Origin of the sequence: Pantoea sp. Ft-CA_14 (assembly GCF_024520875.1) — a bacterium.
GTDB lineage: Bacteria > Pseudomonadota > Gammaproteobacteria > Enterobacterales > Enterobacteriaceae > Pantoea > Pantoea agglomerans.
Genome location: NZ_JALNPM010000003.1, coordinates 407,034 through 433,069, shown reverse-complemented (window position 1 = coordinate 433,069; position 26,036 = coordinate 407,034). Strand labels below are relative to the sequence as shown.

Annotated in this window: 23 protein-coding genes and 1 riboswitch; of the genes, 6 read left to right on the top strand and 17 right to left on the bottom strand. The window is 56.2% G+C overall.

Translation table 11 applies throughout. From position 1 onward, the window contains the following. The first annotated feature begins 19 nt into the window (after positions 1–19). On the top strand, positions 20–1,030 hold the full coding sequence (mglC, locus tag NR195_RS07795) for a galactose/methyl galactoside ABC transporter permease MglC (RefSeq protein WP_010248248.1): 1,011 nt from the start codon (positions 20–22) through the stop codon (positions 1,028–1,030). Between the two features lie 779 nt (positions 1,031–1,809). On the opposite strand, the gene sanA is transcribed toward mglC, so the two are convergent. The 6 genes from sanA to metG all read right to left on the bottom strand — a co-directional run bounded on the left by sanA (position 1,810) and on the right by metG (position 8,987). Continuing rightward, on the bottom strand, positions 1,810–2,529 hold the full coding sequence (sanA, locus tag NR195_RS07790; RefSeq protein ID WP_010248246.1) for an outer membrane permeability protein SanA: 720 nt from the start codon (positions 2,527–2,529) through the stop codon (positions 1,810–1,812). 135 nt (positions 2,530–2,664) lie between these two features. Next, complete coding sequence (locus NR195_RS07785) at positions 2,665–4,362, bottom strand: NAD-dependent malic enzyme (RefSeq protein ID WP_010248245.1); 1,698 nt, start codon at positions 4,360–4,362, stop codon at positions 2,665–2,667. A gap of 269 nt (positions 4,363–4,631) precedes the next feature. Beyond that, a complete protein-coding gene (gene cdd, locus NR195_RS07780; protein ID WP_256844380.1) occupies positions 4,632–5,522 on the bottom strand; it encodes a cytidine deaminase in 891 nt (296 codons plus the stop codon). 120 nt (positions 5,523–5,642) lie between these two features. Continuing rightward, entirely contained in the window at positions 5,643–6,335 is a 693-nt protein-coding gene (locus NR195_RS07775) for a CidB/LrgB family autolysis modulator (protein WP_022625036.1), read from the bottom strand. Beyond that, a complete protein-coding gene (locus NR195_RS07770; RefSeq protein ID WP_010248237.1) occupies positions 6,328–6,720 on the bottom strand; it encodes a CidA/LrgA family protein in 393 nt (130 codons plus the stop codon). The genes NR195_RS07775 and NR195_RS07770 overlap by 8 nt, the downstream gene beginning before the upstream one ends. A 233-nt stretch (positions 6,721–6,953) precedes the next feature. Beyond that, a complete protein-coding gene (gene metG, locus NR195_RS07765; RefSeq protein WP_033767846.1) occupies positions 6,954–8,987 on the bottom strand; it encodes a methionine--tRNA ligase in 2,034 nt (677 codons plus the stop codon). Positions 8,988–9,164: 177 nt separating this feature from the next. Here metG and apbC point away from each other — a divergent pair, with 177 nt between their 5' ends. After that, positions 9,165–10,277: an iron-sulfur cluster carrier protein ApbC gene (gene apbC, locus NR195_RS07760; protein ID WP_033772237.1), complete on the top strand. Its 1,113-nt coding sequence runs from the start codon at positions 9,165–9,167 to the stop codon at positions 10,275–10,277. Here apbC and NR195_RS07755 read toward each other — a convergent pair. Next, positions 10,274–10,729: a GNAT family N-acetyltransferase gene (locus NR195_RS07755; protein WP_010670997.1), complete on the bottom strand. Its 456-nt coding sequence runs from the start codon at positions 10,727–10,729 to the stop codon at positions 10,274–10,276. The genes apbC and NR195_RS07755 overlap by 4 nt on opposite strands. A gap of 236 nt (positions 10,730–10,965) precedes the next feature. Between NR195_RS07755 and ahpC the strand changes: the two genes are divergently transcribed. Next, complete coding sequence (gene ahpC / locus NR195_RS07750; RefSeq protein WP_010248225.1) at positions 10,966–11,529, top strand: alkyl hydroperoxide reductase subunit C; 564 nt, start codon at positions 10,966–10,968, stop codon at positions 11,527–11,529. A 71-nt stretch (positions 11,530–11,600) separates the two neighbouring features. Next, complete coding sequence (ahpF, locus tag NR195_RS07745) at positions 11,601–13,169, top strand: alkyl hydroperoxide reductase subunit F (RefSeq protein ID WP_256844379.1); 1,569 nt, start codon at positions 11,601–11,603, stop codon at positions 13,167–13,169. 62 nt (positions 13,170–13,231) lie between these two features. On the opposite strand, the gene NR195_RS07740 is transcribed toward ahpF, so the two are convergent. Further along, a complete protein-coding gene (locus NR195_RS07740; RefSeq protein WP_022625034.1) occupies positions 13,232–14,191 on the bottom strand; it encodes an AEC family transporter in 960 nt (319 codons plus the stop codon). A gap of 97 nt (positions 14,192–14,288) precedes the next feature. Next, entirely contained in the window at positions 14,289–14,486 is a 198-nt protein-coding gene (locus NR195_RS07735) for a hypothetical protein (RefSeq protein ID WP_069025193.1), read from the bottom strand. Positions 14,487–14,793: 307 nt separating this feature from the next. Continuing rightward, positions 14,794–14,894, top strand: a riboswitch (TPP riboswitch). Between the two features lie 34 nt (positions 14,895–14,928). Here NR195_RS07735 and thiM point away from each other — a divergent pair. Both thiM and thiD read left to right on the top strand, forming a co-directional pair. Next, complete coding sequence (gene thiM / locus NR195_RS07730; RefSeq protein ID WP_256844378.1) at positions 14,929–15,726, top strand: hydroxyethylthiazole kinase; 798 nt, start codon at positions 14,929–14,931, stop codon at positions 15,724–15,726. Then, positions 15,713–16,513 (top strand): bifunctional hydroxymethylpyrimidine kinase/phosphomethylpyrimidine kinase, encoded by an 801-nt coding sequence (gene thiD / locus NR195_RS07725; RefSeq protein ID WP_010670993.1) that lies wholly within the window; start codon positions 15,713–15,715, stop codon positions 16,511–16,513. The genes thiM and thiD overlap by 14 nt, the downstream gene beginning before the upstream one ends. A gap of 52 nt (positions 16,514–16,565) precedes the next feature. On the opposite strand, the gene NR195_RS07720 is transcribed toward thiD, so the two are convergent. The 8 genes from NR195_RS07720 to baeR all read right to left on the bottom strand — a co-directional run bounded on the left by NR195_RS07720 (position 16,566) and on the right by baeR (position 26,032). Next, positions 16,566–17,252 (bottom strand): GntR family transcriptional regulator, encoded by a 687-nt coding sequence (locus NR195_RS07720; protein ID WP_010248206.1) that lies wholly within the window; start codon positions 17,250–17,252, stop codon positions 16,566–16,568. Positions 17,253–17,352: 100 nt separating this feature from the next. Then, positions 17,353–18,813, bottom strand: coding sequence for a mannitol dehydrogenase family protein (locus tag NR195_RS07715; RefSeq protein ID WP_256844377.1), 1,461 nt, complete (start codon positions 18,811–18,813; stop codon positions 17,353–17,355). A gap of 67 nt (positions 18,814–18,880) precedes the next feature. Beyond that, the gene (locus NR195_RS07710; protein WP_010248200.1) at positions 18,881–20,164 is read right to left on the bottom strand and encodes an MFS transporter; all 1,284 of its coding nucleotides are present in this window, start codon (positions 20,162–20,164) and stop codon (positions 18,881–18,883) included. Between the two features lie 82 nt (positions 20,165–20,246). Further along, positions 20,247–21,257 (bottom strand): Zn-dependent oxidoreductase, encoded by a 1,011-nt coding sequence (locus tag NR195_RS07705; protein WP_256844376.1) that lies wholly within the window; start codon positions 21,255–21,257, stop codon positions 20,247–20,249. A gap of 10 nt (positions 21,258–21,267) precedes the next feature. Next, positions 21,268–22,482 carry a D-mannonate dehydratase ManD gene (manD, locus tag NR195_RS07700; RefSeq protein WP_010670990.1) on the bottom strand — a complete coding sequence of 405 codons (1,215 nt, stop codon included), beginning with the start codon at positions 22,480–22,482 and terminating at the stop codon, positions 21,268–21,270. A 219-nt stretch (positions 22,483–22,701) separates the two neighbouring features. Beyond that, entirely contained in the window at positions 22,702–23,601 is a 900-nt protein-coding gene (yegS, locus tag NR195_RS07695; RefSeq protein ID WP_187492117.1) for a lipid kinase YegS, read from the bottom strand. Positions 23,602–23,821: 220 nt separating this feature from the next. Continuing rightward, positions 23,822–25,204: a tRNA 5-hydroxyuridine modification protein YegQ gene (gene yegQ / locus NR195_RS07690; RefSeq protein ID WP_033743970.1), complete on the bottom strand. Its 1,383-nt coding sequence runs from the start codon at positions 25,202–25,204 to the stop codon at positions 23,822–23,824. Positions 25,205–25,324: 120 nt separating this feature from the next. Then, positions 25,325–26,032, bottom strand: a complete 708-nt coding sequence (baeR, locus tag NR195_RS07685; protein WP_010248188.1) for a two-component system response regulator BaeR — start codon at positions 26,030–26,032, stop codon at positions 25,325–25,327. Between the last annotated feature and the right edge of the window lie 4 nt (positions 26,033–26,036).

Here is a 26,036-nt window from a genome sequence, read left to right as displayed (position 1 = left end):
TGAAGCAAGGGCTGTTAACATGAAAGCGACTACAAAAAAGAATGCGCTAACCTGGTTAAAAGAGGGCGGCATTTATGTCGTGCTGCTGGTATTGCTGGCTATTATTATTTTCCAGGACCCCTCATTTTTAAGTTTAATGAACCTGAGTAATATTCTTACCCAATCTTCGGTGCGCATTATTATTGCACTGGGTGTGGCGGGTCTGATTGTGACCCAGGGTACTGACCTGTCAGCCGGACGTCAGGTCGGTCTGGCGGCGGTGGTTGCCGCGACGCTGCTGCAGGCGATGGATAACGCGAACAAGGTCTTCCCGACGCTGGATACGGTGCCGATTCCACTGGTTATTCTGACCGTGTGCATCATCGGCGGCGTGATTGGTCTGGTCAACGGTGTGATTATTGCTTACCTCAAGGTAACGCCATTTATCACCACGCTGGGCACCATGATCATCGTTTACGGTATCAACTCACTCTATTACGACTTTGTTGGCGCATCACCGATTGCCGGTTTTGATACAGGGTTCTCGAAATTTACCCAGGGCTTCTTACGCTTTGGTGATTTCAAGCTCTCGTTCATCACCTTCTACGCCGTGATTGCCATTATTTTCGTCTGGGTGCTGTGGAATAAAACCCGTTTCGGCAAGAACATTTTTGCTATCGGCGGTAACCCGGAAGCGGCGAAAGTCTCAGGCGTTAACGTCAACCTGAACCTGATCATGATTTATGCCCTGTCAGGTGTGTTCTACGCCTTCGGCGGGATGCTGGAAGCGGGTCGTATCGGTTCGGCCACCAACAACCTTGGCTTTATGTATGAGCTGGATGCGATTGCGGCCTGTGTGGTCGGCGGTGTCTCCTTCGCCGGTGGTGTGGGTAGCGTGGCGGGCGTAGTGACCGGTGTGTTGATCTTCACCGTCATCAACTATGGTCTGACCTATATCGGCGTTAACCCTTACTGGCAGTACATTATTAAAGGCGGCATCATCATCTTCGCCGTGGCGCTGGATTCCCTGAAATATTCACGTAAGAAGTAAGTCTAACTCCACGCTAAAGAAGCGACCTTCGGGTCGCTTTTTTTATGGGGAGTCAAGGGGGAGCTGCTATGAGGTCGAGGCTGCGAAGGGAACACGGTCAGATCGGAAAGACGCTAAGGCCAGTAAATGATCTGCCCGTGTCATTCCCCCCGCAGAACGCTTTTTATAGCGGAGAGTGCTGGGGTCGTTGCTGTGAGATCGAGTATGCGAAGGGAACACGGTCAGATCGGAAAGTCGCTAAGGCCAGTAAATGATCTGCCCGTGTCATTCCTCCGCAGAACGCTTTTTATAGCGGAGAGTGCTGGGGTCGTTGCTGTGAGATCGAGTATGCGTAGGGAACACGGTCAGATCGGAAAGTCGCAAAAGCCGTCATCCATGACACGCTCGGCCCGCGCGATTACGCACCTCATCCCTGAGGTGCGCCCGTTTCCGGGCCAACGCTTTGCGTTGTTCAAAAACGCTCCCGGCGTTTTTGTCCCTGGCGTGGGACGCTTTCCTCTTCTGACCGTGTTCCCTGCGCGTTGAGCTTATTCATTGTTATAAGATTCACCCTCTTCAGATTTCTCAGCAGTCTAAGTCGGCTTTCAGAGGGGAAGTAGCACTGAATTATCTACCGTAGTCATGTAATTAATCAGCTTAATGATCGCTGCATAGTAACAGACGGCGACTAAACGTATGCTCCCTGAGCCAGCATATTACCGTCAGCTCCCTGAACCCTGCACGTTACTGCCAGACTTCGGCACAGCAGTAACCAGCATAAATAAGCCGCAGCGCGTGAGCTATTTCCGCAGCTTCTGTTCCAGCTCAAGCAGCTGCTCCGGCGTCACTGCCGGGTAGCTCTGCGCATCTTCAGGGACATCGCGTACGGCGGGGATCGGCACCAGTGGGCCCAGGAAGCGGGGTTCGCGCTTTAGCAGGAAGAGATCCACCAGCGCGCCCAGCCGGGCACCTACCTCACGGAAGCGCACGCTAAGCATGTTCTTCGGTGAGGGCACCGCATAACACTGCGCCTGAATACCCAGCTGTAAGGCGATAAACAGCGCACGCTCGCAATGGAAACGCTGCGTGATAATAATGAAGTCGTTGGTATCAAACACTTTGCGAGTGCGCACAATCGAATCCAGTGTGCGGAAACCGGCATAGTCCAGCACGATATCAGCCGGATCGACACCGGCTTTGATGAGATCGCGGCGCATCGTCATCGGCTCGTTATAGCTTTGCAGCGCGTTATCACCGCTTAACAGCAGATAATTGACCTTGCCGCTGTTGTAGGCATTCAGCGCGCCCTGCATACGATAGAGGTAATACTGATTGATGACGCCGGTGCGATAATATTTCGCCGTACCCAGTACCACACCGACCTGACGATGTGGCAAAGAGGCGACATTTTCGTAGATAAAGGGCGCAGTTTTCCAGCTGATCCAGCGATCAAGGCCGAGCGCCGTTGCCATCATCAGTAAGATGATGAAAAGCAGACCAATGAAAACGCGTTTCAGCATGCGCCTGGAGACTCGATGTCAGAATAGTGAGATGGGACAAGGCTACTTGAGCTGTCACTGTGAAGCAAGTTACTGCCGGCTGGCTGTGCTCTTTTTGAACACTGCCGGATCGGATGCAATCCGGCAGTCTGAAGATTAAATCGAGGTACGACGATAATGACGGTACTGCGGCAGCCAGAAGTTGTTGGCGATAGCCTGTGACAACACATCTTCAGAGGTCACCACGGCGACACCCGCCAGCTGAGCAGCTTTACCCACTTCCATCGCAATAATTTTCGATACACCCTGGATATCTTTAATCTCTGGCAGCACCGGGCCTTCACCTTCATTCACCAGCGGAGAGCAGTCAGCGAGCGCGCGGCTGGCGGTCATCAGCATGGTATCGGTAACGCGGCTGGCACCCGAAGCAATCACACCCAGACCAATGCCCGGGAAGATGTAGGAGTTGTTACACTGCGCAATCGGATAGGTTTTACCGTTCCAGCTCACCGGCGAGAACGGACTGCCGGTTGCGACCAGTGCGGCACCGTCAGTCCAGGCGATGATATCGGCTGGCGTCGCTTCCACGCGTGATGTCGGGTTCGACAGTGGCATCACGATAGGGCGCTTACAGTGCTTGTGCATCTCGCGGATGATCTCTTCGGTGAACAGGCCCGGCTGGCCAGAGACACCAATCAGAATATCGGGCTGCGCATTGCGCACCACGTCCAGCAGCGAGATGGAATCATTGGTGACATCCCACTGCTGCAGGTTTTCGCTCTTCTGCACCAGCTTGCTCTGGAAATCGAGCAGGTTAGGCAGCTTGTCAGTGAGCAGACCAAAGCGATCCACCATCATTACGCGGCCACGCGCTTCCTCGTCACTCAGACCTTCGGATTTCATCTGTGCGATGATCTGTTCAGCGATACCACAACCTGCGGAACCGGCGCCCAGGAACACCACTTTCTGCTCGCACAGGCGGCTGCCGGCGGCGCGGCTGGCGGCAATCAGGGTGCCCACGGTCACGGCGGCAGTGCCCTGAATATCATCATTAAAGCAGCAGACTTCATCGCGATAGCGGTTCAGCAGTGGCATGGCATTCTTCTGGGCGAAATCTTCAAACTGCAACAGCACTTTCGGCCAGCGGCGTTTAACGGCCTGAATAAAATCGTTCACGAACGCATCATACTCTTCGCCAGTGATGCGCGGATGACGCCAGCCCATATAGAGCGGATCGTTCAGCAACTGCTGGTTGTTGGTACCCACATCCAGCACCACCGGCAGGGTGTAAGCCGGACTGATGCCGCCACAGGCGGTATAGAGTGAAAGCTTACCAATCGGGATACCCATACCACCGATGCCCTGATCGCCGAGGCCCAGAATACGCTCGCCATCAGTCACCACGATCACCTTCACATTCTGTTTGGTGGCGTTTTGCAGCATATCTTCGATATGGTCGCGGTTAGGGTAGGAGATGAACACGCCACGCGCACGACGGTAGATTTCAGAGAAGTGTTCACAGGCTGCGCCGACGGTCGGGGTGTAGATGATGGGCATCATCTCTTCGAGATGGTTATCCAGCAGGCGGTAGAACAGCGTTTCGTTGGTGTCCTGGATGTTACGCAGGTAGACATGCTTATCGTTATTGTTTTTGAAGTCCTGGAACTGACGCCAGGCTCGCTGCGCCTGCTCTTCAATCGATTCCACTGCTTCTGGCAGCAGACCGTTGAGGTTGAATTCGTTACGTTCTTCGATACTAAAGGCGCTGCCTTTGTTCAGCAGGGGAAATTCCAGCAAAATCGGGCCAGCATAAGGGATATACAGCGGGCGTTTACTTTCGTAGTCGAGTTCCATGCGGTAATGCTCCGGTTGCAGTGTTGTCTGGCGTCACGCCGGAAAGGTAGCGCCAGTTTTCTTACCCGTTATAGCTCAGACTGCAGGCCTGGCAGCGGCAGGGTAACCGCTGCAGAAACATTCACGACCGTGCTGCCATCCTGCAACCTGAATTATTCAGAGTAATTTGTAATGACGTGAATTCTGGCGCCAGATCCTATGAAATTTCCCGCAGAAGTACAGCGTTTGTTCATAAAAGCTCACAAAACTGTGGCCTCTCTGACAGCGGGTTATGCTTTGTACAGCGTCACCTGCAGCAGCTCACCGCAACCAAATGTCTCAAGCGTCGCCTGTGTGGCGGCGAACTGGCTTAGCGTGGCATTTTCCACTTCGGCTAATACCGCTTTTTTTATCTGACGAACATCGCCACCCTGCATGTTGAGCAGGACCAGCGCCGCCTGAAGGGGCGGGAAACTCGGGTTAAAGGCGGCATTTTCCGCATAGCGCCCGGTGACAATCGTGCCGTTTGCGGTCAGCAGCGCAACACCGGCGTGTGACTGGCTGTAAGGCGCATGGCTGGCATTGGCAGCGGCAACCGCGGCCTGCACCAGTTCATCGCCTTCGGCTACATAGCCGTGATCCACGCGGTCCATCAGGAAGGTCGTGATGTCCAGATCGCGCGGTCCAAAGGCATCCGGCAGATAATCGGCCAGGGTGCTGATCGCGCGTTGTGGCAGGCTGATGCGAATGTTCGTGCCGCTGTTCAGCTCGTTCATAAACTGACGGCAGTGACCGCACGGCGTGTAGTTAACGGTGATCGTCTCAAGCTGACTTTCGCCACGCAGCCACGCATGAGTAATGGCGCTCTGCTCGGCGTGAACCGTCTGCTGCAACGGCGTACCGATAAATTCCATGTTGGCCCCGAAGTACCAGTTGCCGCTGACGCCACGGGCGATAGCCCCGACGTTAAAATGCGACACGGTAGCAACGGCACAGGCCGCCGCCAGGGGCAGCAGCGCCAGCGCCAGAGCATCGGCATCCATCTGTGTCTGTTGCTGCAGTGAGGCGACCTGGTCGGCGCTCAGCACCGCCTGAAAGCCAGGATCGTCCAGCAGCGGAGCGAGTGCGGTTTGCAGCGTTGACGGCAATGCCTCAAAGGCAGAGAGGAAACGGGATTGCATGTGAGCCTCATTAGATTCAGCAGGGCGATGTGCCAGTCACCGGTTTATATGTGATCCACATCGCTCTGACAATGTAACCTGTGTTGCATGTTTCAACTTTGCGAGATCTCTCGCAAACTTTCAGCCAAACCAGTGCAGCAGCAGCGGAAAAATAAACGGCGCCAGCAGTGAGGTGATGATGCCGCAGATCACCAACGCCAGTGAACTGAATGCCCCTTCCTGATAGTCGAGTTCAGCGGCGCGTGCTGTGCCGAGGGCGTGCGACGCGTTACCTATCGCCAGTCCGCGCGCTGCTTTAGATTTCACGCCAAGCAGATTCAGCACGGTATGTCCGAACACCGCACCCAGTACCCCGGCAATCAGCACGCAGATGGCGCTGATGGCGGGAATGCCGTGCAGTGAACCGGAGACGGCCATCGCAATGGGCGTGGTAACGGATTTAGGAATGATGGTAGCGGCGATTTCAGGCGTGGCACCCATCCACAGAGCAATAGCGGTGCCAGAGGTCATGGCGGTCACACTGCCGATAAAGCAGACGCCAATAATCGATTTCCAGCGGGCACGGATCTGATGCATCTGCTCATACAGCGGCAGTGCCAGCGCGACAACAGCCGGTTGCAGCAGCTGATTAAGAATCTGACTGCCCGCGAAATAGCGCGAATAGGGCAGCTGCAACAACAGCAGAATCGGGATAATAATCGCCATCGCCACCAGCAGCGGATTAAGCAGCGAGATTTTCAGCCGTATCGCCAGTTTGCGCGCCAGAAAAAATGCCGCCAGCGTCAGTGGCAGTGACCACCATATTTCACTCATCGCCTGACTCCCCGGCCGGACGGCGACTATGAAGCTGGTGGGCGCTTACGCCGACAATAGAGAGAACCAGGAAGGTGCTGACGACGCAGGAGATCACGATAGGGCCAAACTGCGCGGTCAGAATATCGGTGTAGCTCATTACCCCGACGCTGATCGGCACAAACAGCAGCGCCATATAGCGAATCAGCAGATGGCAGCCCGGTTTAACCCAACTGACAGGCAGGATCTGCGAGGCGAGCAGGGCAAACAGAATTAACATCCCAAGGATGCTGCCAGGCAGTTTGATGGGCAGCAGCGAGGCGATGCCGATTCCGGCGTATAAGCAGAGATAAATGATGATAAAGGCGCGAAGATAGCGCCCGCAGACAGACAGCACGGTGAGCATGGCAGGCTCCTGTTTTCACTGAGCTTCATCATACGCATTAACCGCTTAGCGTGCTAGCGATCACATTTATGCAGCGGTGTGGCCGTAGCAGATACAGATTTTCAGGGGCGGGAGTGGAATGGAAGCGGTGCACATTCAGAGCGAGGAGTGATAGCCCTTCGCGCCCGTGATGAGGCACGAAGGGTTTGAGAACGGCACTGCGCTAAGCGGTTAAAGCCGCAGAATGCAGAGTGTTACTTAACGGGCATTCCCGGCACAGCACCGCTGTCGACGGACAGCACAAACAAATCTTTGCCGCCAGGACCCGCTGACAGCACCATGCCTTCAGAAATACCAAAGCGCATTTTACGCGGCGCGAGGTTGGCCACGATAATGGTCATTTTACCGACCAGCACAGAGGGATCGGGATAGGCGGCGCGGATACCCGAGAAGATCTGACGCTTTTCACCGCCCAGGTCGAGCTGCAGGCGCAGCAGCTTGTCCGAACCCTCAACCAGTTCCGCCTGCTCAATCAGCGCCACGCGCATATCAACTTTGGCGAAATCGTCGATGGTGATGGTGTCACCTACCGGCGAATCTGCCAGCGGGCCGCTTGCGGCCGGTGCACTGGCGGCAGCGGCATCCTCTTTCGAGGCCTCAATCAGTCCTTCAACCTTTGCCATCTCAATGCGGCTGTAGAGCGCTTTGAATGGCGCAACCTGGTGGTCCAGCAGCGGTTGCGCGATAGCATCCCAGCTCAGTTCGCAGTTCAGGAAGCCTTCTGCGCGGGCGCTCAGTGACGGCAGCACCGGCTTCAGCCAGGTCATCAGAATGCGGAACAGGTTAATGCCCATTGAGCAGATCGCCTGCAGATCCGCATCACGGCCTTCCTGCTTCGCCACCACCCACGGAGCCTGCTCATCGACATAGCGGTTCGCCAGGTCGGCCAGCGCCATGATCTCACGAATAGCCCGGCTGTATTCACGACCGGCCCAGGCTTCACCAATCTTCTCTGACGCGTCCACAAAGGTCTGATAGAGCGCCGGATCGGCCAGCTCAGCCGCCAGTTTGCCGTCAAAGCGTTTGGTGATAAAGCCCGCGTTACGTGACGCCAGGTTAACCACTTTGTTGACGATGTCGGCGTTTACGCGCTGGACGAAATCTTCCAGATTCAGATCGATATCGTCGATACGTGAAGAGAGTTTCGCCGCGTAGTAGTAACGCAGGCTGTCCGCATCCAGATGCTGCAGCCAGGTGCTGGCTTTAATAAAGGTGCCGCGCGACTTCGACATCTTGGCACCGTTGACGGTGACATAGCCGTGCACAAACAGATTGTTCGGCTTGCGGAAGTTGCTGCCTTCCAGCATCGCTGGCCAGAACAGGCTGTGGAAGTAGACGATATCTTTACCGATGAAGTGATAGAGCTCGGTAGTGGAGTCTTTACGCCAGAATTCATCGAAGTCGATGTCGCCGCGCTTGTCGCACAGGTTCTTGAACGAGCCCATGTAGCCGATAGGCGCATCCAGCCAGACATAAAAATATTTGCCTGGCGCGTCCGGAATTTCAAAGCCGAAGTAGGGCGCGTCGCGGGAGATATCCCACTGCTGCAGGCCCGATTCGAACCACTCCTGCATTTTGTTCGCCACCTGATCCTGCAGCGCACCCGAGCGGGTCCAGGCCTGCAGCATGGCGCTGAACGAGGGCAGATCAAAGAAGAAGTGTTCAGAGTCGCGCAGAACCGGTGTCGCGCCAGAGACCACCGATTTTGGCTCGATCAGCTCGGTCGGGCTGTAGGTCGCGCCACACACTTCGCAGTTATCGCCATACTGATCGGCAGATTTACATTTCGGGCAGGTGCCTTTCACAAAACGGTCCGGCAGGAACATCCCTTTTTCCGGATCGTAAAGCTGGGAGATGGTGCGGTTTTTAATAAAACCGTTCTCTTTCAGACGGCCATAAATCAGCGCAGAAAGCTCACGGTTTTCGTCGCCGTGGGTCGAGTGATAGTTGTCATAGCTGACGTTGAAACCGGCAAAGTCGGCTTCATGCTCGCTTTTCATTTCTGCAATCATCTGCTCCGGTGCAATCCCTAACTGCTGAGCTTTCAGCATGATAGGCGTACCGTGCGCATCATCGGCGCAGATGAAATAAACCTGATTGCCACGCATTCGCTGATAACGCACCCAAATGTCGGCCTGGATATGCTCGAGCATGTGGCCGAGATGGATTGATCCGTTCGCGTAAGGCAGTGCGCACGTTACCAGAATTTTTTTAGCGACTTGAGTCATAGTTTGCGTAGCTTTCTGTTGATTGAAAAAACGGGCTTAGATGGTAACTGAAGGCTTCTCCTGCGTAAACACAAGGGATTCACCCCCTGCGGTCACCGCAGATCCACGGGCATCTGATATCATTGACAATACATCGCTGAAACACAGCGTAAGCACAGCAGAAATAAGGAGTAGGGGATGACAGCACAATCCCGGGAACCGCAGACGCCAGAAGGCCTGCGCGCCATCGTGGCTGGCGTATTGAGAAGCTTTGAGCATCCGACCCTTAAGCAGAATCTCACCGCCCTTAAGGCGTTACATCACGTGGCGCAGCTTGACGGTACGCTGCATGTGGAGCTGCTGATGCCGTTTGCCTGGGCCAGCGGGTTCGACGTCCTGAAAGAGCAGGTCAGCGCCGAACTGCTGCGTCAGACCGGCGCGGGTGCCATCGACTGGCGACTCAGCCATGACATTGCCACCCTGAAACGGGTGAAAAACCAGCCGGGCGTTAACGGCGTGAAAAATATTATTGCGGTCAGCTCTGGCAAAGGCGGCGTGGGTAAATCCAGCACCGCCGTGAACATGGCGCTGGCGCTGGCAGCAGAGGGGGCGCGGGTCGGCATTCTTGACGCCGACATTTATGGCCCGTCAGTGCCGAACATGCTTGGCACCCAGGATCAGCGGCCTACCTCGCCGGATGGCACCCACATGGCACCGATCATGGCGCACGGGCTGGCAACCAACTCTATTGGTTATCTGGTCACGGACGACAATGCCATGGTGTGGCGCGGGCCGATGGCCAGCAAAGCGCTGATGCAGCTGCTGAACGAGACGCTGTGGCCTGAGCTGGATTATCTGGTGCTGGATATGCCACCCGGTACCGGCGATATTCAGCTGACGCTGGCGCAGAACGTACCGGTCACCGGCGCGCTGGTGGTGACTACGCCGCAGGATATCGCCCTGATTGATGCCCGCAAAGGGCTGGTGATGTTTGAAAAGGTTAATGTGCCGGTACTTGGCGTGGTGGAAAACATGAGCCTGCATATCTGCAGTCAGTGTGGCTTCCATGAGCCGATTTTCGGCACCGGCGGCGCACAGAAACTGGTAGAGGATTACCAGACGCAGCTGCTGGCTCAGCTGCCGCTGCACATTGACCTGCGCGAAGATCTCGATGAAGGACAGCCGACGGTGATTCGCCGGCCCGATAGCGAGTTTACCGCGCTTTATCGCCAGCTGGCCGGACGCGTTGCTGCCCAGCTTTACTGGCAGGGCGAAGTCATCCCCGGCGACATCGCCTTCCGCGCGCTCTAAGCACGACCCGACCCGCTGGCATATTGCGAGGCCAGCGGGTAGTGCATTAACACGTAGCCGCCATGTTCGCCTTCGCCTTGTGAAATCATCTTCCAGCCATGTTTCAGGTAAAAGGCCTGCGCCGCTTTATTCTTCTGCAGGCACTTCAGCGCACCGGTTGAGGTAAAGCGCGCCTCTGCCGCCTTAAGCAAAGCGCTGCCCACGCCGCGCCCCTGCCAGTCAGGATCGACATAGAGGCTGTGCAGGAAGTTATCGTTCTCCAGCAGGCCGGCAAATCCGACCCGCTGTCCATCAGCTTCCGCGACCAGCACGGTTTCACCCAGGATTACCCCATCAAAATCTTCCAGCTGCCACTCGCTGCCGTCCAGCCAGCGCCAGTTATGCCGACGCGCCGCCAGAAACAGCGTACGCAGAAAAGGACGATCGGCTTCAGTAAACGGACGAATCTCCACAAGTCAGCTCCCTTTTAATCCGGTCTAACAAAACTAGCAGCGATTTGCGGAGAGGGGCGGAAAAGATAAAGCGGGTTAAATGTCACGTAAATCGCTGTACACTGCCTGCCGGGCCAGAGAGCATCAGGCTCTTAGCGTTTGATAGCTTTCGTTAATCAAATTGATAACGACTGCATATTAGATGTTGGCCCGGAAATTATGTAACCTGCATCACATATTTTAACGGAGGCCACCAGATGTCTATTATCAATACCAAAATCAAGCCGTTCAAAAACGCAGCATTCAAAAACGGCGAATTCATCGACGTAACCGAGAAAGACGTTGAAGGTAAATGGAGTGTGTTCTTCTTCTATCCAGCTGACTTCACCTTCGTCTGCCCGACCGAGCTGGGCGACGTGGCTGATCACTACGAAGAGTTCCAGAAACTGGGTGTAGATATCTACTCCGTTTCTACCGATACCCACTTTACCCACAAAGCCTGGCACGGTTCTTCTGACACCATCGCGAAAATCCAGTACACGATGATCGGTGACCCGACTGGCGCGCTGACCCGTAACTTCGAAATCATGCGTGAAGACGAAGGTCTGGCTGACCGTGGTACCTTTATCGTTGACCCGGAAGGCGTTATCCAGGCAATCGAAATCACTGCTGAAGGCATTGGCCGTGACGCCTCTGACCTGCTGCGCAAAGTGAAAGCGGCTCAGTACGTGGCTTCTCACCCAGGTGAAGTGTGCCCGGCTAAATGGAAAGAAGGTGATGCAACACTGGCTCCGTCTCTGGACCTGGTTGGCAAAATCTAATTCCGCTTCGGCCTTTCGACCATTCTCCAATCGGGTGCTGCGGCACCCGATTTTTTGACCAGGATATCACTATGCTCGACACAAATCTGAAAACCCAGCTCAAGGCTTACCTTGAGAAATTAACCAAACCTGTTGAGTTGATTGCCACGCTGGACGAAGGTGCAAAATCAACCGAGATCCGTGAACTGTTGGTTGATATCGCCGGTTTGTCTGACAAAGTCAGCTTCCGCGAAGAGAACGATCGTCAGGTGCGTAAGCCCTCATTTCTGATCACCAACCCAGGTTCGAACAGCGGCCCGCGTTTTGCCGGTTCACCTCTGGGTCACGAATTTACCTCACTGGTGCTGGCACTGTTACAGACCGGTGGGCATCCGTCGAAAGAAGCACAAAACCTGCTGGATCAGATTGCCGCGCTGGACAGCGACTTCCATTTCGAAACCTACTATTCACTCTCATGCCATAACTGCCCTGACGTCGTACAGGCGCTGAACCTGATGGCGGTGATTAACCCGCGCATCAGCCACACCGCTATCGACGGTGGCCTGTTCCAGAACGAGATTCAGGAACGTAACGTGATGGGCGTGCCAGCGGTTTACCTCAATGGTAAAGAGTTTGGTCAGGGGCGCATGAGCCTGGCGGAAATCGTCAGCAAAGTGGATACCAATGCCGACAAACGTGCGGCGGAAGAGCTGAACAAGCGTGACGCCTATGAAGTCCTGATTATCGGCAGCGGCCCGGCGGGCGCAGCGGCAGCCATCTACTCAGCACGTAAAGGCATCCGTACCGGCCTGCTGGGTGAGCGTTTTGGCGGCCAGGTGCTGGACACGGTCGATATCGAAAACTATATCTCCGTACCGAAAACCGAAGGAGCAAAACTGGCCGGTTCACTGCGCGCACATGTGGATGATTACAACGTGGACGTTATTGAAAGCCAGAGCGCGATCAAACTGATCCCGGCAGCGAAGGAGGGCGGAATGCACGCCATCGAAACCGCCTCTGGCGCAGTATTGAAATCACGCAGCATCATCCTGGCGACCGGCGCACGCTGGCGTAACATGGGTGTACCGGGTGAAGAAGAGTATCGCACCAAAGGCGTGACCTACTGCCCACACTGCGATGGCCCGCTGTTTAAAGGCAAACGCACGGCGGTGATCGGCGGCGGTAACTCCGGCGTGGAAGCGGCCATCGATCTGGCCGGTATCGTCGAACACGTTACGCTGCTGGAGTTTGCCGGTGAGATGCGCGCCGATCAGGTGCTGCAGGATAAGCTGCGCAGCCTGAAGAACGTGGATGTGATCCTGAACGCGCAAACCACCGAAGTGAAAGGCGACGGCACCAAAGTTACCGGCCTGCACTATATCGACCGTACGACGCAGACCACTCATGAGCTGCCGCTCTCCGGTATCTTCGTTCAGATCGGTCTGCTGCCGAATACCCCATGGCTGGAAGGTGCGGTTGAGCGCAACAAAATGGGTGAGATCATCATCGATGGTAAATGCGAAACTAGCCTGAAAGGCGTGTTCGCCGCGGGCGACTGCACCACCGTACCGTACAAGCAGATCATCATCGCCAGCGGCGAAGGTGCTAAAGCCTCACTGAGCGCTTTTGACTATCTGATTCGTACCAAATCGGCTGAGTAACTTTTAGTTAGCCAGACAATAGCCCCTCAGCACGCGTGCTGAGGGGCTTTTTTTTTAGCCTGTTAATAGCCCGCCAGCGTCATAAGCATCATCCAGATTGGCGTTGTCACCGCCGCAAACACGGTAGAAAAGAGCATGCTCGCCGCCGCCGGGCCGGTAATGACATTAAACTTCTGCGACATCAGATAGACGTTAACCCCGACTGCCATCGATCCCAGCAGCACCACCACTTTACTCTCCAGCGGCGGCAGATCGGTCAGCCACGCGATAGCCCATACCGTCATCGGTTGCAGCACCAGCTTCAGCAGGCAGATGGTATAGCTCTCTTTTAAGCCATCCCGCACCCGATAGTGCGCCAGGCTCATGCCCAGCGTCACCAGCGACAAGGGTGCGGCCAGTGAGGCCAGCATCTTTAGCGGTTCAGCGGCCAGCAGCGGCAAGGGACGTTGCAGAAAGCTCCAGGCTGTACCGCTGAGAATACCGATGATCAGCGGATTCTTCAGCACGCCGAGCAGGGTGCGCCAGAGTCCTTCCAGCGAGAAGCTGCCCTGTTTTGCCCACTCGACCGAAACGGTCAGTAAGGTCCAGAGGATCAAGCTGTTAAACACCAGCACCAGCGCCACCGGGGGCAGGGCTTCTGGCCCCAGCAGCACCGTGGCCACCGGGATCCCCAGCATGACGTTATTGGAAAAGATGCCGCCCAGCGCAAAAACCGACGCCGCTACGCCATCCAGATTAAACAGCCTTGTTGCCAGCAGTCGTCCCACGATAAACACCAGCAGGCAACTGCCGAAAAAGGCCAGCAACAGGCGCGCATCCACCGGCGGACTTTGCGAGAAGGTGCTCATCACCCGAAACAGCATGCAGGGCAGGGCAACGTTAAACACAAAGCGGTTCATCCCTTCGCTGATGCTGGCGGGCCATTTCCCGAGGCGCGTCAGGCAGTACCCCAGCAGGATCAGGATAAACAGCGGGGCTGACAGGTAAATTTGATGGCTTAAGCTTTCAAACAGCAGTGGCATAGAGAGAGTCTGGTCAGACGATGATTAGTTACCAGACTAACAAATTGCTAACTAACTGTTAACTTTAAGTGTGTCCGGAATGACCGTTGCCGGGACGCTAACCTAACCAGCGGCGCGCCTGGTGCTCGCTGATGTCGCGATAATAGACCCGGTGAATAATTTCGCCACAGCCTGTGCAACGGGCGGAGATATAGGTGGAGAGGTACTGTCTGCCATTGGGTGCCACGGCACCCTTGCGTTCAATATTAATATCCTGCCATCGATGGCGGTGTGGAATAAGCGCTAAAAATCGCATCATACATCCTGAATAGTATGAAGTTCCGCTTCAGGAGTTTTCTGACTCCATGAAATAAAGTGTTTTTTACGATGATGCTGCGAGCAGGTTAATTATTATGGGGTAACCAGAGTCACTGCGGGAAATATTACCCATCCGGGTAATAAGCGGGGCTACCTATAAAGAGGTATCTCGTTAACCCGCAGCATTAAGCCTTTTTTTACACCCTCAGGCGTTGATCGGGATCATGTGAATTGTTTCAGCTCTGATTATTTCCCAGGCGGGAGTCGCTTGCTTTCGCTGCGCGGCTTGCCTATGCTGCAAGCCGTAATACGACTCGGGGTGCCGCTTTCCACACGGAAAGGGCTGAGAAAAACCCGCTGACCTGAACTGGATAATGCCAGCGTAGGGAAGTCTGATGCCTGACCGCATTCGCCTTCTTGTTCGCCGGTTGGGAGCTACGATGACACATCAATCTCAACACCTTTCTGCCGCGCACTTCGCGCCCATTCTTCACGCTTTCCGCCGCCAGTCACCGCTGGTGCACTGTATGACCAATGACGTGGTCCAGAACTTCACCGCCAACGTGTTGCTGGCACTCCATGCCTCACCGGCGATGGTGATCGATGCCGCTGAGGCCGCCCAGTTCAGTAGCATGGCCGATGCACTGTTGATTAACGTGGGCACCTTAACCCGCGAGCGCCAGCAGGCGATGCAGGCTGCCGTCACCGCGGCTAATCAGGCGGGCACGCCCTGGACACTCGATCCGGTTGCCGTCGGCGCACTGACGCTGCGCAGTGACTTCTGCCAGCAATTGTTAAGCCAGCAACCGGCTGTAATTCGGGGTAATGCGTCAGAGATTCTGGCACTGGCACAACAGGCCAGCGGCGGGCGCGGTGTCGATACGCTGCATCAGGCGGATGCAGCACTCGATGCGGCCCGGCAGCTCGCGAAAACCTGGAGCACGCTGGTGATCGTCACCGGTGAAGTGGACTACGCCACCGATGGTCAGCGACTCCTTGCTATACAAGGTGGAAACACCTTAATGACACGGGTAGTCGGGACCGGCTGCGCCCTCTCGGCAGTGGTGGCGGGGTTCAGCTCTTTGCCAGGCGATCGGCTCATGAATGTCGCGGCCGCCTGTCAGGTGATGGCGCTGGCGGGTGAAAAGGCGGCGGCGCAGGCTGCCGGACCCGGCAGCTTTGCCACAGCGTTTATAGATGCACTCTGGACGCTGGAGGGTAATCATGAAGCGTATTAACGCTCTGACGATTGCGGGTACCGATCCCAGCGGCGGCGCAGGGATTCAGGCCGATCTCAAGACCTTCTCCGCTCTGGGAGCCTATGGCACCAGCGTCATCACCGCGCTGGTGGCACAGAACACCTGCGGCGTGCAGTCGGTTTACCGCATTACGCCTGACTTTGTGGCCGCCCAGCTCGATTCGGTGCTCAGTGATGTGCGCATCGACAGCGCAAAAATTGGCATGCTGTCAGAAACAGCTATCGTGGAGCAGGTTGCGGCCCGGCTGAGCAATGCGGCAATCCCGTTTATCGTGCTGGACACGGTCATGGTTGCGAAAAGTGGTGATGCGCTGCTCTCGCCAGACGCCGTAGCCAGTGTTCGGGAGCTGTTATTGCCGCAGGTCTCGCTGATCACGCCTAATCTGCCGGAAGCGGCGGCGTTGCTGGACTGCGCCATTGCGGCAGATGAAAAGGAAATGCGCGAGCAGGGACGGGCATTGCTGGCACTGGGCTGTCAGGCCGTGCTGATGAAGGGCGGTCACCTTGCGGCGGCAGAGAGCCCGGACTGGCTGATCACGCACTCAGCAGAGCAGCGATTCAGTACGCCGCGCGTGAATACCCGTCATACGCACGGCACCGGCTGTACGCTGTCGGCAGCCTTAGCCGCGTTGCGACCACGTCATGCTGACTGGGCAGAGACGATTGGGGAAGCCAAAAACTGGTTACAGCAGGCGCTGCTGCAGGCAGATTCGCTGGAGGTCGGGAAGGGTATCGGGCCGGTTCACCATTTTCATCAATGGTGGTAACGACGAAGGCCCGCATCGACCTGGTAATCAGGTGGTGCGGGCGGTTCCAGGTTCAGGGTGCTTCAAACCAGGCGCTGTTACGCTCGGCAATCGGGGTGATAGAGAAGATCATCTCCTGCAGATGACGACGCATTGCCGCTTCGGCTGCATCGGCGTCATGACGCTTCAGCGCCGCAAAAATCTCTTCATGCTGCTCAATCAGCTTGTCCGGTGGAGAGACTTCACTCAGCGTCAGAAACCGCACCCGGTCCATGGCCGCTTTGATGTTCTCCACCGTTTCCCAGGCCAGCTTACAGTCAATGCTTTCAGCAATCAGGCGATGAAACTCATCGTCCAGAGTGAGAAAAGCCTGGCTGTCATGCCGCTCAGCGGCCATGCGCTGCAGCTGCAGGTTATGCTCCAGCGCCATCAGAGCCGGATCATCAATCTCCAGTGCCGCACGGCGAACCACCGACACCTCAACGGCCTCCCGGATAAAGCGGCCATCCGCCACCCGCTTAGCGGAGATTTTGCGCACGAAAGTGCCACGCTGCGGCAATACCTGTACCAGTCCGGCTTCGGCCAGCTTGATGAACGCTTCGCGCACCGGCTGGCGTGAGACGTTGAAGCGCGCGGATACCTCTTTTTCCGAGAGCAGCGAGCCCGGCTGAATTGCGCAGGTGACGATATCTTTGCGCAGATACCGGTAAATCTGCTGATTTACCGGTTCGCTGGTAGTAATGGTATAGGCGATCGACATGCAGCAATATCCATATTACGGCTGGCAGGGGCCAGCGCGATGGGAAAGTGTCAGTCTAATCAGCGCGCTGCATCTGCGCCAGCGCTTTGTCACCATGCTGTTATGCCTGGCTCATACACTGCTGCACCGTCGCCCGCGCGCCCTGAGTCGTCAGTTGCTGGTAATACGTCGTCAGTCGGGCCACCAGATCGGCGTTCTGCGCCAGATCGTCGCCAAAGATGTCGCGCAGACCCAATAGCGCACGGACACGCGCTTCGCCTTCTTCGCTACCGGCAACCGTCTCTGCCAGCGTGGCTTTCAGCGGATCGCGGATCTCAATCGGCTGACCCTGTTCATCGACGCCGCCGACATAGCGCATCCAGCCCGCCACGCCCAGCAGCAGCAGGTCGCAGCGGCTGCCGCGCTGCAGGTGCCAGCGCAGACTGTCGAGCATGCGTTGTGGCAATTTTTGCGATCCGTCAGTGGCGATTTGATATGTGCGATGTTTAATGGCACGGTTTTCGTAACGGGCGATCAGCGAATCGGCATAGGCGTTGAGATCCACGCCCTGGGTACGCAGCGTCGGCGCCTGCTCATCGATCATCAGTGCACGGGCGGCGGCGCGGAAATGGGCATCGGCCACGCAGTCGCTGATGTATTCATAACCGGCCAGGAAGCCGAGATAGGCCAGAAAAGAGTGGCTGCCATTCAGCATGCGCAGTTTCATCTCTTCATAGGGCAGAACGTCACTGACCAGTTCTGCGCCCGCTTTTTCCCACGCCGGACGGCCATTGACGAAGTTATCTTCAATCACCCACTGAAAGAAGGGCTCCGCTTCAACCGCAACCGGGTCATCGGAACCCAGACGCGCGCCTAGTGCCGCAAACGCCGCATCGGTCATGGCCGGAACGATACGATCCACCATGGTGGAGGGGAAGGTAATGTGTTGCTGAATATAGTCTGCCAGGGCCGGATCCTGATGCTGTGCCAGTTGCACAACAACGTTGCGGGTCACGTGACCATTTTCCGGCATGTTGTCACAGGACATCACGCTAAAGGCGGGTAAGCCCTGATCCCGTCGGCGGCGAATCGCGGCCAGAATCAGACCGGGCAGCGAACGCGGCGAATGCGGATTCTGCAGGTCATGCACGATGTCAGGGTGATCGGGATTTAAATTGCCACTGGCAGGCTGGTGGCAATAGCCTTTCTCGGTGACGGTCATGGAGATAATCGCCACCTCAGGCTGGCTCATGGCATTGATCACCGCCTCAATACCGTCACTTTTGCCGTGCAGTGCCTGAGTAATGACGCCAATCACCCGGGTATGCAATGAATCATCGGCCATCTCGGTGAGGGTATAAAGCAGCTGCTGCTCTCGCAGGGCTTCAATCAACGCGCCGCTGTTGAGGTTCACTTCACAATAACCCCAGTCGCTGCCCTGTTCAGCCAGCTTATCGCTGCAGAGCGCCTGATGGGCACGGTGAAATGCACCAAAACCGATATGTACCATACGGTTTTTTAACTGGCTGCGGTCGTAAGCGGGGCGCTTGACCTCAGCGGGCAGGCGATCAATCTGTAACATAGTCCATCCTTATGGCAAACGGGGCGCAAAGCGCCCCGAAATCATACATCTGTTAGCGAAACAACACTCAGACCGAAACCGGTTTATCCTGGGTTTTCGGACTGCGAATCACAAATAACACCAGGAAGGCACCCAGCGCGGCGACACAGCCTGCAAGGATAAAGGCGCTATCGAATTTACCGGTGTGATGAACAATAAACCCGGTGACAATAGGCCCGATGATGCCGGAGAGGCTACCCACCAGATGGATAAAGCCGCTGATGCTGCCGATACGGCTCTTGTGCACCACATCCTGAATAATCGCCCAGTAGATTGCGCCGGTGATATAGAGAAAGAAAATCGACACCGACATCATAATTACCGCAGGCACCACATCTTTTATCGTACCCGCCAGCGCCACACAAATTGCGGCGGCCAGCAGTGAGACCACCAGCACAATTTTGCGGGACAACAACAGCTTGCCGGTGATGTTAAAGATCTTATCGGAGATCCAGCCACCCAGCGCCAGGCCAACGAAACCGACGATCCACGGGATCATGGTGGTGATGCTCATCGATTTGATATCCAGGCCGTGCGCCTGCACCAGGTAGGCCGGGAACCAGCTCAGGAAGAAGAACAGAATGTAGTTGTAGCAGAAGAAGGCAAAAGCGGTGACCAGGATAATCGGCTGGCGCAGGTAGTAGCCAAACGGATGTGACGTTTCCGACAGATCAACTTCATCATTCGGGTTCGTTGCTTTCAGGCGATCAATCAGCAGACGTTCCTCTTCGCTGACACGCTTGCTCTTCGCCGGATTGTCAGCGGCGAAGAAGAGCCAGAACGCCATCCACACCAGACCGATGCAGCAGACAATCACGAACGCCGGACGCCAGCCATAGGCGAGCGCCAGATAACCAATGATCGGGCCAGCGACCGCACCACCTAAAGGTGATCCGGCACTCAGTAAGCCCATGGCCGTCGCGGCCTGTTTTTTCGGGAACCAGCCGTTAATCGCTTTGTTGGCCGAGGAGCAGATCGGGCCTTCAGCCATGCCAAACAGCACACGCAGGATCAGCAGCGACCAGAAGCCGGTGGCCAGTGCGGTCATGCCGCAGAAAATGGACCAGGCACCTACCGCCACAGCCAGCACGATTTTAGGGCCATAGCGGTCAGTGGCAAGGCCGCCAAGAAAGTTAAACAGGGCATAGCCAAAGAAAAAGCTGCCGAAGATCATGCCAAACTGCTCAGCATTGATCGCCAGATCTTTTTCCACCAGCGGCACCGTCAGCGACAGGGCGACACGATCGAGGTAGTTAATCATGTAAACCAGGAACAGCAGCAAAACGAGGGTCCAGCGCAGATTCTTGAACATACAAACTCCGTGATCTGTTTTATCTTTATAGTCATGCCGGCGGGTACGCACCGGCTGAGGAGACCTGGTGTTCAGCGGATAATTAACCCATCTGAAGTATGACTTTGCAGCAGGTGCGCGGATCTTTTTCAAACAGGGTCATCGCACGCTCAATCTCCTGCAGCGGGAAGTAGTGCGTGACCAGTTTCTCTGGCTGGATTAACCCTTCTTCCATCCATTCGATCACCTGTGGGAAACGATTGCTGTTAAGACGTGAGGTAAACAGCGACAGCTCCTTGCTGGTCAGGCTCTGCTGAGTAATGCTGCACGGCTCGCCGGAGAAACCCAGCAGGCCAATGCGCGCGGCCGGTGAGGCGAGGGCAGCCGCTTCAGCCAGAATGGTGGGATGGCAGGCCGCGTCGATAATTAGCGTAGGCTGCACGCCCTCAAGTTGTGCCGCCAGCGGGATTTCACTGTTATCAAACAGTTGATCGGCACCGCTCTGCTCTGCAAGTGCCAGCCTTTCCGGCAGGCGATCCACCACCATCACCTTTTTAACCTTATAGACGCCCTTCAGCACCTGAATCGCAGTGAGCCCCATCGGACCGGCACCGTAAATCAGCGCCACATCGTCTGGCTGCGGCTTGAGAAACGCGGTGATATTGGCGGCGATAGTGAAAGGCTCAACCAGACTGGCGAGCCGATCGGGGATGCTGTCCGGCAGGGAAAAGGCATTTTTTGCCGGAGCCAGCGCAAACTCGCTGAAGCCGCCATCACGGTGCACGCCAATCACCTGCAGTGTGGTGCAGACATTGGGACGGCCTACCGAGCAGGGATAGCAGCTGCCGCAGCTCACCACCGGATCCACCGCCACGCGGTCGCCCAGCCGGGCCGGATCAACACCGTCACCCACCGCGTCAATGACGCCGAAAAATTCGTGACCAATTACCCGTGGATATTTCGCGAACGGGTTATGCCCGTGCCAGATATGCACATCAGAGCCGCAGATACTGGCATAAGCCACTTTGACCCGGACTTCGCTCGCCGCAGGTTGTGGCAGCGGACGTTCAGCCACTACCAGTTCACCCGGCTGTTCAATAACAACGCTTTTCATCAGCTTCTCCTTACCAGTTCCACAGGGTGCCGTCTTCAAGACGGGCGACCGGGAGATAGGCAGGTTCATAGGGATATTTCGACGCCAGTTTCTCGTTGAATTCAATGCCGAGACCTGGTTTGTCGCCTGGATGCATATAGCCCTGGTCAAAGGTCCAGTTTGCATCAAACAGCTCCATCATCTGTTCAGAGAAGCCCATGTACTCCTGCACACCGAAGTTCGGCACCCAGAGGTCAAAGTGCAGTGCAGCCGCCATGCAGACAGGGGAGAGATCAGAAGGACCGTGCGAGCCGGTGCGCACCTGATAGAGCGAGGCAAAATCAGCGATACGCCGCATACCGGTAATGCCGCCCGCATGCGTAATGGTGGTGCGGATGTAGTCGATCAGCTGTTCTTCAATCAGCTGCTTACAATCCCAGATGCTGTTGAACACTTCACCCACGGCAATCGGCGTAACGGTATGCTGGCGGATCAGGCGGAAGCACTCCTGATTCTCAGCAGGCGTCGGATCTTCCATCCAGAACAGGCGATAATCTTCCACGCTCTTGCCAAAACGCGCCGCTTCAATTGGCGTCAGGCGATGATGCATGTCATGCAGCAAGTGCTCATCGAAACCAAACTTGTCACGGATGGCCGCGAACAGTTTCGGGGTAAAATCGAGGTATTTCTCGGTTGACCAGAGCTGCTCTTCCGGCCAGTTACCTTTGGTTGCAGGCTCATAGGCCAGACCTTTGCCTTTCGCCATGCCGTAGGTGGTTTTCATGCCCGGAACACCGCACTGCGCGCGAATCGCTTTGAAGCCCAGCTCTTTGTGCTTCGCGTAGTCATCCATCACTTCATCAATGGAGTGGCCGGTGGTGTGGCAATAGACCATCACGCCGGTGCGTGATGCGCCACCCAGCAGCTGATAAACCGGCATATTGGCGGCTTTGCCTTTGATATCCCACAGTGCCATATCGACGGCCGAGATAGCGGACATGGTGACCGGGCCACGACGCCAGTAAGCGCCCTTGTAGAAATATTGCCAGATGTCTTCGATCTGATGCGCATCGCGGCCAATCAGCTGCGGGCAGACGTGATCTTTCAGGTAGGAGGCGACCGGTAATTCACGGCCATTCAGCGTTGCGTCGCCAATGCCGGTCAGACCCTGATCGGTGGTGATCTTTACGGTGACAAAGTTTCTGCCTGCGCAGGTTACAAATACTTCTGCCTTAACAATTTTCATCCTGGTTGCCTTAAGTCAGCGTTCAATGATGAAAAAGTACGCTCTTTAATACTACCATACAAGTTAGGGTGGCAGAGTTGTGAACGGAATCACAGAGTGTTTACATTGCCTGAAAACGCCCGTTAAGGCGTGATAAAGCGAGGCAGCAGGAGGGATGTTACGGAGAAAATGGGCGCTATTGGCAGCAATAAAAAAGGGGCTTTCGCCCCTGATGTCGGTTCAGGCAAGCAGCGCGCACTGCGGCGGCAGGCGGCAGCTCAGCGCGCCCGCCATCACCTCAATCACGAATTCGCGCCCGGAAAGCGGCTCGCCATCGAGGTTAAAGGTCATCTCATGCGGCGAACGGATCGTCAGTGACTCCAGTTGCGTGGTGACGATGCCGGGATTGTCATCGTCGCCGGTCAGCGAGTGCAGCAGGGTAGGCAGCAACTCCTGCGCGGTGACAACACTGACGTCAAGTCGGCCATCGTTGATCAGGGCAGAAGGGCATAACCGCTGACCGCCGCCCGCCTGACGACCATTACCAATACCGATCACCAGCGCATCACCCTGCCAGGCGAAATCGGGGCCGCTGATCTCGCAGGTATCCGGTTTCAGCGTATCCATGCGCATCAGGCCGTGAATAAAGTAGGAGACGCCACCCAGCGCCGACTTCAGCTTTTCCGGGGTTTCAGTCGTGATACGGGTGCCAAACCCGCCGGTCGCCATATTGATGAAGTAGTGGCTCTGGTTTACCCTGGCCAGATCGATGGCACTGGCTTTGCCCTGAATCGCCAGTCGCAGTGCCGGTTCCATCTCTTCCGGGATGCCGACGCTGGTGGCAAAATCGTTGGCGGTACCCAGCGGCAGGATGCCCAGCACCGGGCGATGATCCGCTTCAGAAGAAGCCAGCGCAGTCGCAATTTCATTGATGGTGCCATCGCCGCCACCGGCCACCACGGTCGCGACCTGCAGCGCAATGGCCTCTTTGACGTACCGATCGCCGTCACCTTTTTCAAACGTGACACGCACCGCAATGTCGAAGCCTTCTTCACGCAGGGTCGTAATAGCTTCGCGCAGATCATCATTACCCGCGCCTTTCCCATTCAGGATGAGCAGCGTAAGCGGTTTATTATCCATTTTGCGTTCCTTGAAGATCTACAGAGTAAGAAGGGATTTATAACACAGCTGCCAGCAGTAAATTATTGGCGAAAGAGAGAAAAAAGAAAACCCGCACGGGGGAGCCGGGCGGGTAAATGAGGTGGTTCCTGGTAAATCTGCCGTTTGTTGTTACTCGTTAGCAGCAGGCGGGACTATAAAGCAGCGCCGCGCAGGGGTCTGTGATCCTGTTCTGATTTCCTCAAAATGTTTCCGTTGGTAAACGATTATGAGGGTCCCGGGTATCTTCTCCGTGATCGAAGTTGCGCAGCAGCAGAGCAAAACGCAGATCTACCTCCTCTGGCACCCGCAGCCAGACGCGATGGCCATCGCCCGGGGCAACTTCAGTGGGTTCGCCGCGCGCATTCTGCAGCGCGTCCAGCTGACAATTCAGGTTCCCCTGAGGCGTCATGATCTCCACACTGTCGTGCAGCATAAACTTATTCTTCACCGCCACTTCAGCCCATTCGCCCCGGCGTTCGCCGGTGAATTCGCCGACAAACTGCTGGCGGTCAGACACCGAAAAGCCCTGCTGATAATTCTGGTAGCTGTCGTGAGTGTGGCGACGCAGGAAGCCTTCGGTATAGCCACGATGTGCCAGGCCTTCCAGGGTTAACAGCAGTGAGGGATCAAACGGCTTACCGGCAGCGGCATCATCAATCGCCCGGCGATAAACCTGAGCGGTGCGGGCGCAGTAGTAGTAGGACTTGGTGCGTCCCTCAATCTTCAGCGAATGAACGCCCATCTCGCTGAGCCGCTCCACGTGCGCAACCGCGCGCAGATCCCGCGAGTTCATGATGTAGGTGCCGTGCTCATCTTCGAATGCGCTCATCACCTCGCCGGGCTTCATCTTCTCTTCCAGCAGAAACACCTTGTCGGTGGGCTGACCAACGCCCAGCGTTGGCGTCACATCCTGTACGGCGACAGGCGTGTGTATACCAACGATATTCCCCACCTCATCCTGCTGACCCTCCGCCACTTTATACTCCCAGCGGCAGGCGTTGGTGCAGGTTCCCTGATTCGGGTCGCGTTTGTTCATATAGCCGGAGAGCAGGCAGCGACCGGAGTAGGCCATGCAGAGTGCGCCATGGACAAAGACTTCCAGCTCCATCTCCGGGACCTGCTGGCGGATCTCAGCGATCTCCTCCAGCGACAGCTCGCGTGACAGAATCACCCGGCTCAGCCCCATCTGCTGCCAGAATTTTACCGTGGCCCAGTTAACCGCATTGGCCTGCACCGACAGATGAACCGGCATCGTCGGGAAAGCGTCGCGCACCAGCATGATCAGGCCGGGATCGGACATGATCAGCGCGTCGGGCTGCATCGCCACTACCGGCGCTAAGTCACGAATAAAGGTTTTCAGCTTGGCGTTGTGCGGCGCAATGTTCACCACCACGTAGAATTTTTTACCCAGCGCGTGCGCTTCACTGATGCCCAGTGCGAGGTTTTCGTGGGTGAATTCGTTGTTGCGTACCCGCAGGCTGTAGCGCGGCTGGCCGGCATAAACGGCATCGGCACCATAAGCAAACGCGTAACGCATGTTCTTCAGGGTGCCAGCGGGGGAAAGCAGTTCGGGTTTCATGATTTTCTCACTGATGTCAGGTCAGCATGTCGCCTCAGGCGGCAGGTGCAGGGCAGTGAAGCCCTGCAAAAGGTGCGGAATTGTAGGCAGTGAGAAAAGGGAAGTAAATTGATCGGGATCAAACTAGATCAAATGACAGGCATCGGCTTCCCAGCGATAGCCCATGCCGTAGACGGCGCGGATAAAAGGTTGCTCGCTGTCGAGAGTCTCCAGCTTGCGCCGCAGGTTCTTGATATGGCTGTCGATGGTGCGGTCCGTGACCACGCGGTAGTCATCATAGAGATGGTTGAGCAGCTGTTCGCGTGAAAAGACCTTGCCCGGCTCCAGCGACAGCGTTTTCAGCAGACGGAACTCCGCCGGCGTGAGATCCAGCGGCTTGTCGCGCCAGCTGGCGAAGAAGCGGCTCTCATCGACGCGAAGTAACGAGGCGCTTTGCGGCTCTTCTGCCGACCGTTTTACCCGGCGCAGAATCGTTTTAACTCGCGCCACTACTTCACGCGGGCTGAAGGGTTTACAGATGTAGTCATCCGCGCCCAGCTCCAGCCCCAGCAGCCGATCGATCTCCTCGGTGCGGGCGGTGACCATAATAATCGGCAGTTCGGAATGACGACGGATTTCACGGCACAGCGTTAAACCGTCGGTGCCTGGCAGCATCAAATCCAGCAGCATCAGGTCCGGTGGCGTCTGGCGCACGTACTCCAGCACCGCGTTGCCGTCAGCAATGTGATGGGTACGGTAGTTCGAGGCATGCAGATAATCGATCATCAGCTGCGCCAGTTTCGGCTCATCTTCGACCACCAGAATCAGCGGGTCGTGGTTTTCCAGGCTCATAAGC

Coding starts and splice junctions, on each gene's coding strand:
- ahpC (WP_010248225.1), top strand. CDS start 10,966: ATGTCTATTATCAATACCAAAATCAAGCCGTTCAAAAACGCAGCATTC.
- mglC (WP_010248248.1), top strand. CDS start 20: ATGAAAGCGACTACAAAAAAGAATGCGCTAACCTGGTTAAAAGAGGGC.
- NR195_RS07740 (WP_022625034.1), bottom strand. CDS start 14,191: ATGCCACTGCTGTTTGAAAGCTTAAGCCATCAAATTTACCTGTCAGCC.
- sanA (WP_010248246.1), bottom strand. CDS start 2,529: ATGCTGAAACGCGTTTTCATTGGTCTGCTTTTCATCATCTTACTGATG.
- NR195_RS07785 (WP_010248245.1), bottom strand. CDS start 4,362: ATGGAACTCGACTACGAAAGTAAACGCCCGCTGTATATCCCTTATGCT.
- NR195_RS07705 (WP_256844376.1), bottom strand. CDS start 21,257: ATGAAAAGCGTTGTTATTGAACAGCCGGGTGAACTGGTAGTGGCTGAA.
- manD (WP_010670990.1), bottom strand. CDS start 22,482: ATGAAAATTGTTAAGGCAGAAGTATTTGTAACCTGCGCAGGCAGAAAC.
- apbC (WP_033772237.1), top strand. CDS start 9,165: ATGACAGCACAATCCCGGGAACCGCAGACGCCAGAAGGCCTGCGCGCC.
- NR195_RS07715 (WP_256844377.1), bottom strand. CDS start 18,813: ATGTTACAGATTGATCGCCTGCCCGCTGAGGTCAAGCGCCCCGCTTAC.
- cdd (WP_256844380.1), bottom strand. CDS start 5,522: ATGCAATCCCGTTTCCTCTCTGCCTTTGAGGCATTGCCGTCAACGCTG.
- metG (WP_033767846.1), bottom strand. CDS start 8,987: ATGACTCAAGTCGCTAAAAAAATTCTGGTAACGTGCGCACTGCCTTAC.
- NR195_RS07735 (WP_069025193.1), bottom strand. CDS start 14,486: ATGCGATTTTTAGCGCTTATTCCACACCGCCATCGATGGCAGGATATT.
- NR195_RS07710 (WP_010248200.1), bottom strand. CDS start 20,164: ATGTTCAAGAATCTGCGCTGGACCCTCGTTTTGCTGCTGTTCCTGGTT.
- thiD (WP_010670993.1), top strand. CDS start 15,713: ATGAAGCGTATTAACGCTCTGACGATTGCGGGTACCGATCCCAGCGGC.
- thiM (WP_256844378.1), top strand. CDS start 14,929: ATGACACATCAATCTCAACACCTTTCTGCCGCGCACTTCGCGCCCATT.
- baeR (WP_010248188.1), bottom strand. CDS start 26,032: ATGAGCCTGGAAAACCACGACCCGCTGATTCTGGTGGTCGAAGATGAG.
- yegS (WP_187492117.1), bottom strand. CDS start 23,601: ATGGATAATAAACCGCTTACGCTGCTCATCCTGAATGGGAAAGGCGCG.
- ahpF (WP_256844379.1), top strand. CDS start 11,601: ATGCTCGACACAAATCTGAAAACCCAGCTCAAGGCTTACCTTGAGAAA.
- NR195_RS07770 (WP_010248237.1), bottom strand. CDS start 6,720: ATGCTCACCGTGCTGTCTGTCTGCGGGCGCTATCTTCGCGCCTTTATC.
- NR195_RS07775 (WP_022625036.1), bottom strand. CDS start 6,335: ATGAGTGAAATATGGTGGTCACTGCCACTGACGCTGGCGGCATTTTTT.
- NR195_RS07720 (WP_010248206.1), bottom strand. CDS start 17,252: ATGTCGATCGCCTATACCATTACTACCAGCGAACCGGTAAATCAGCAG.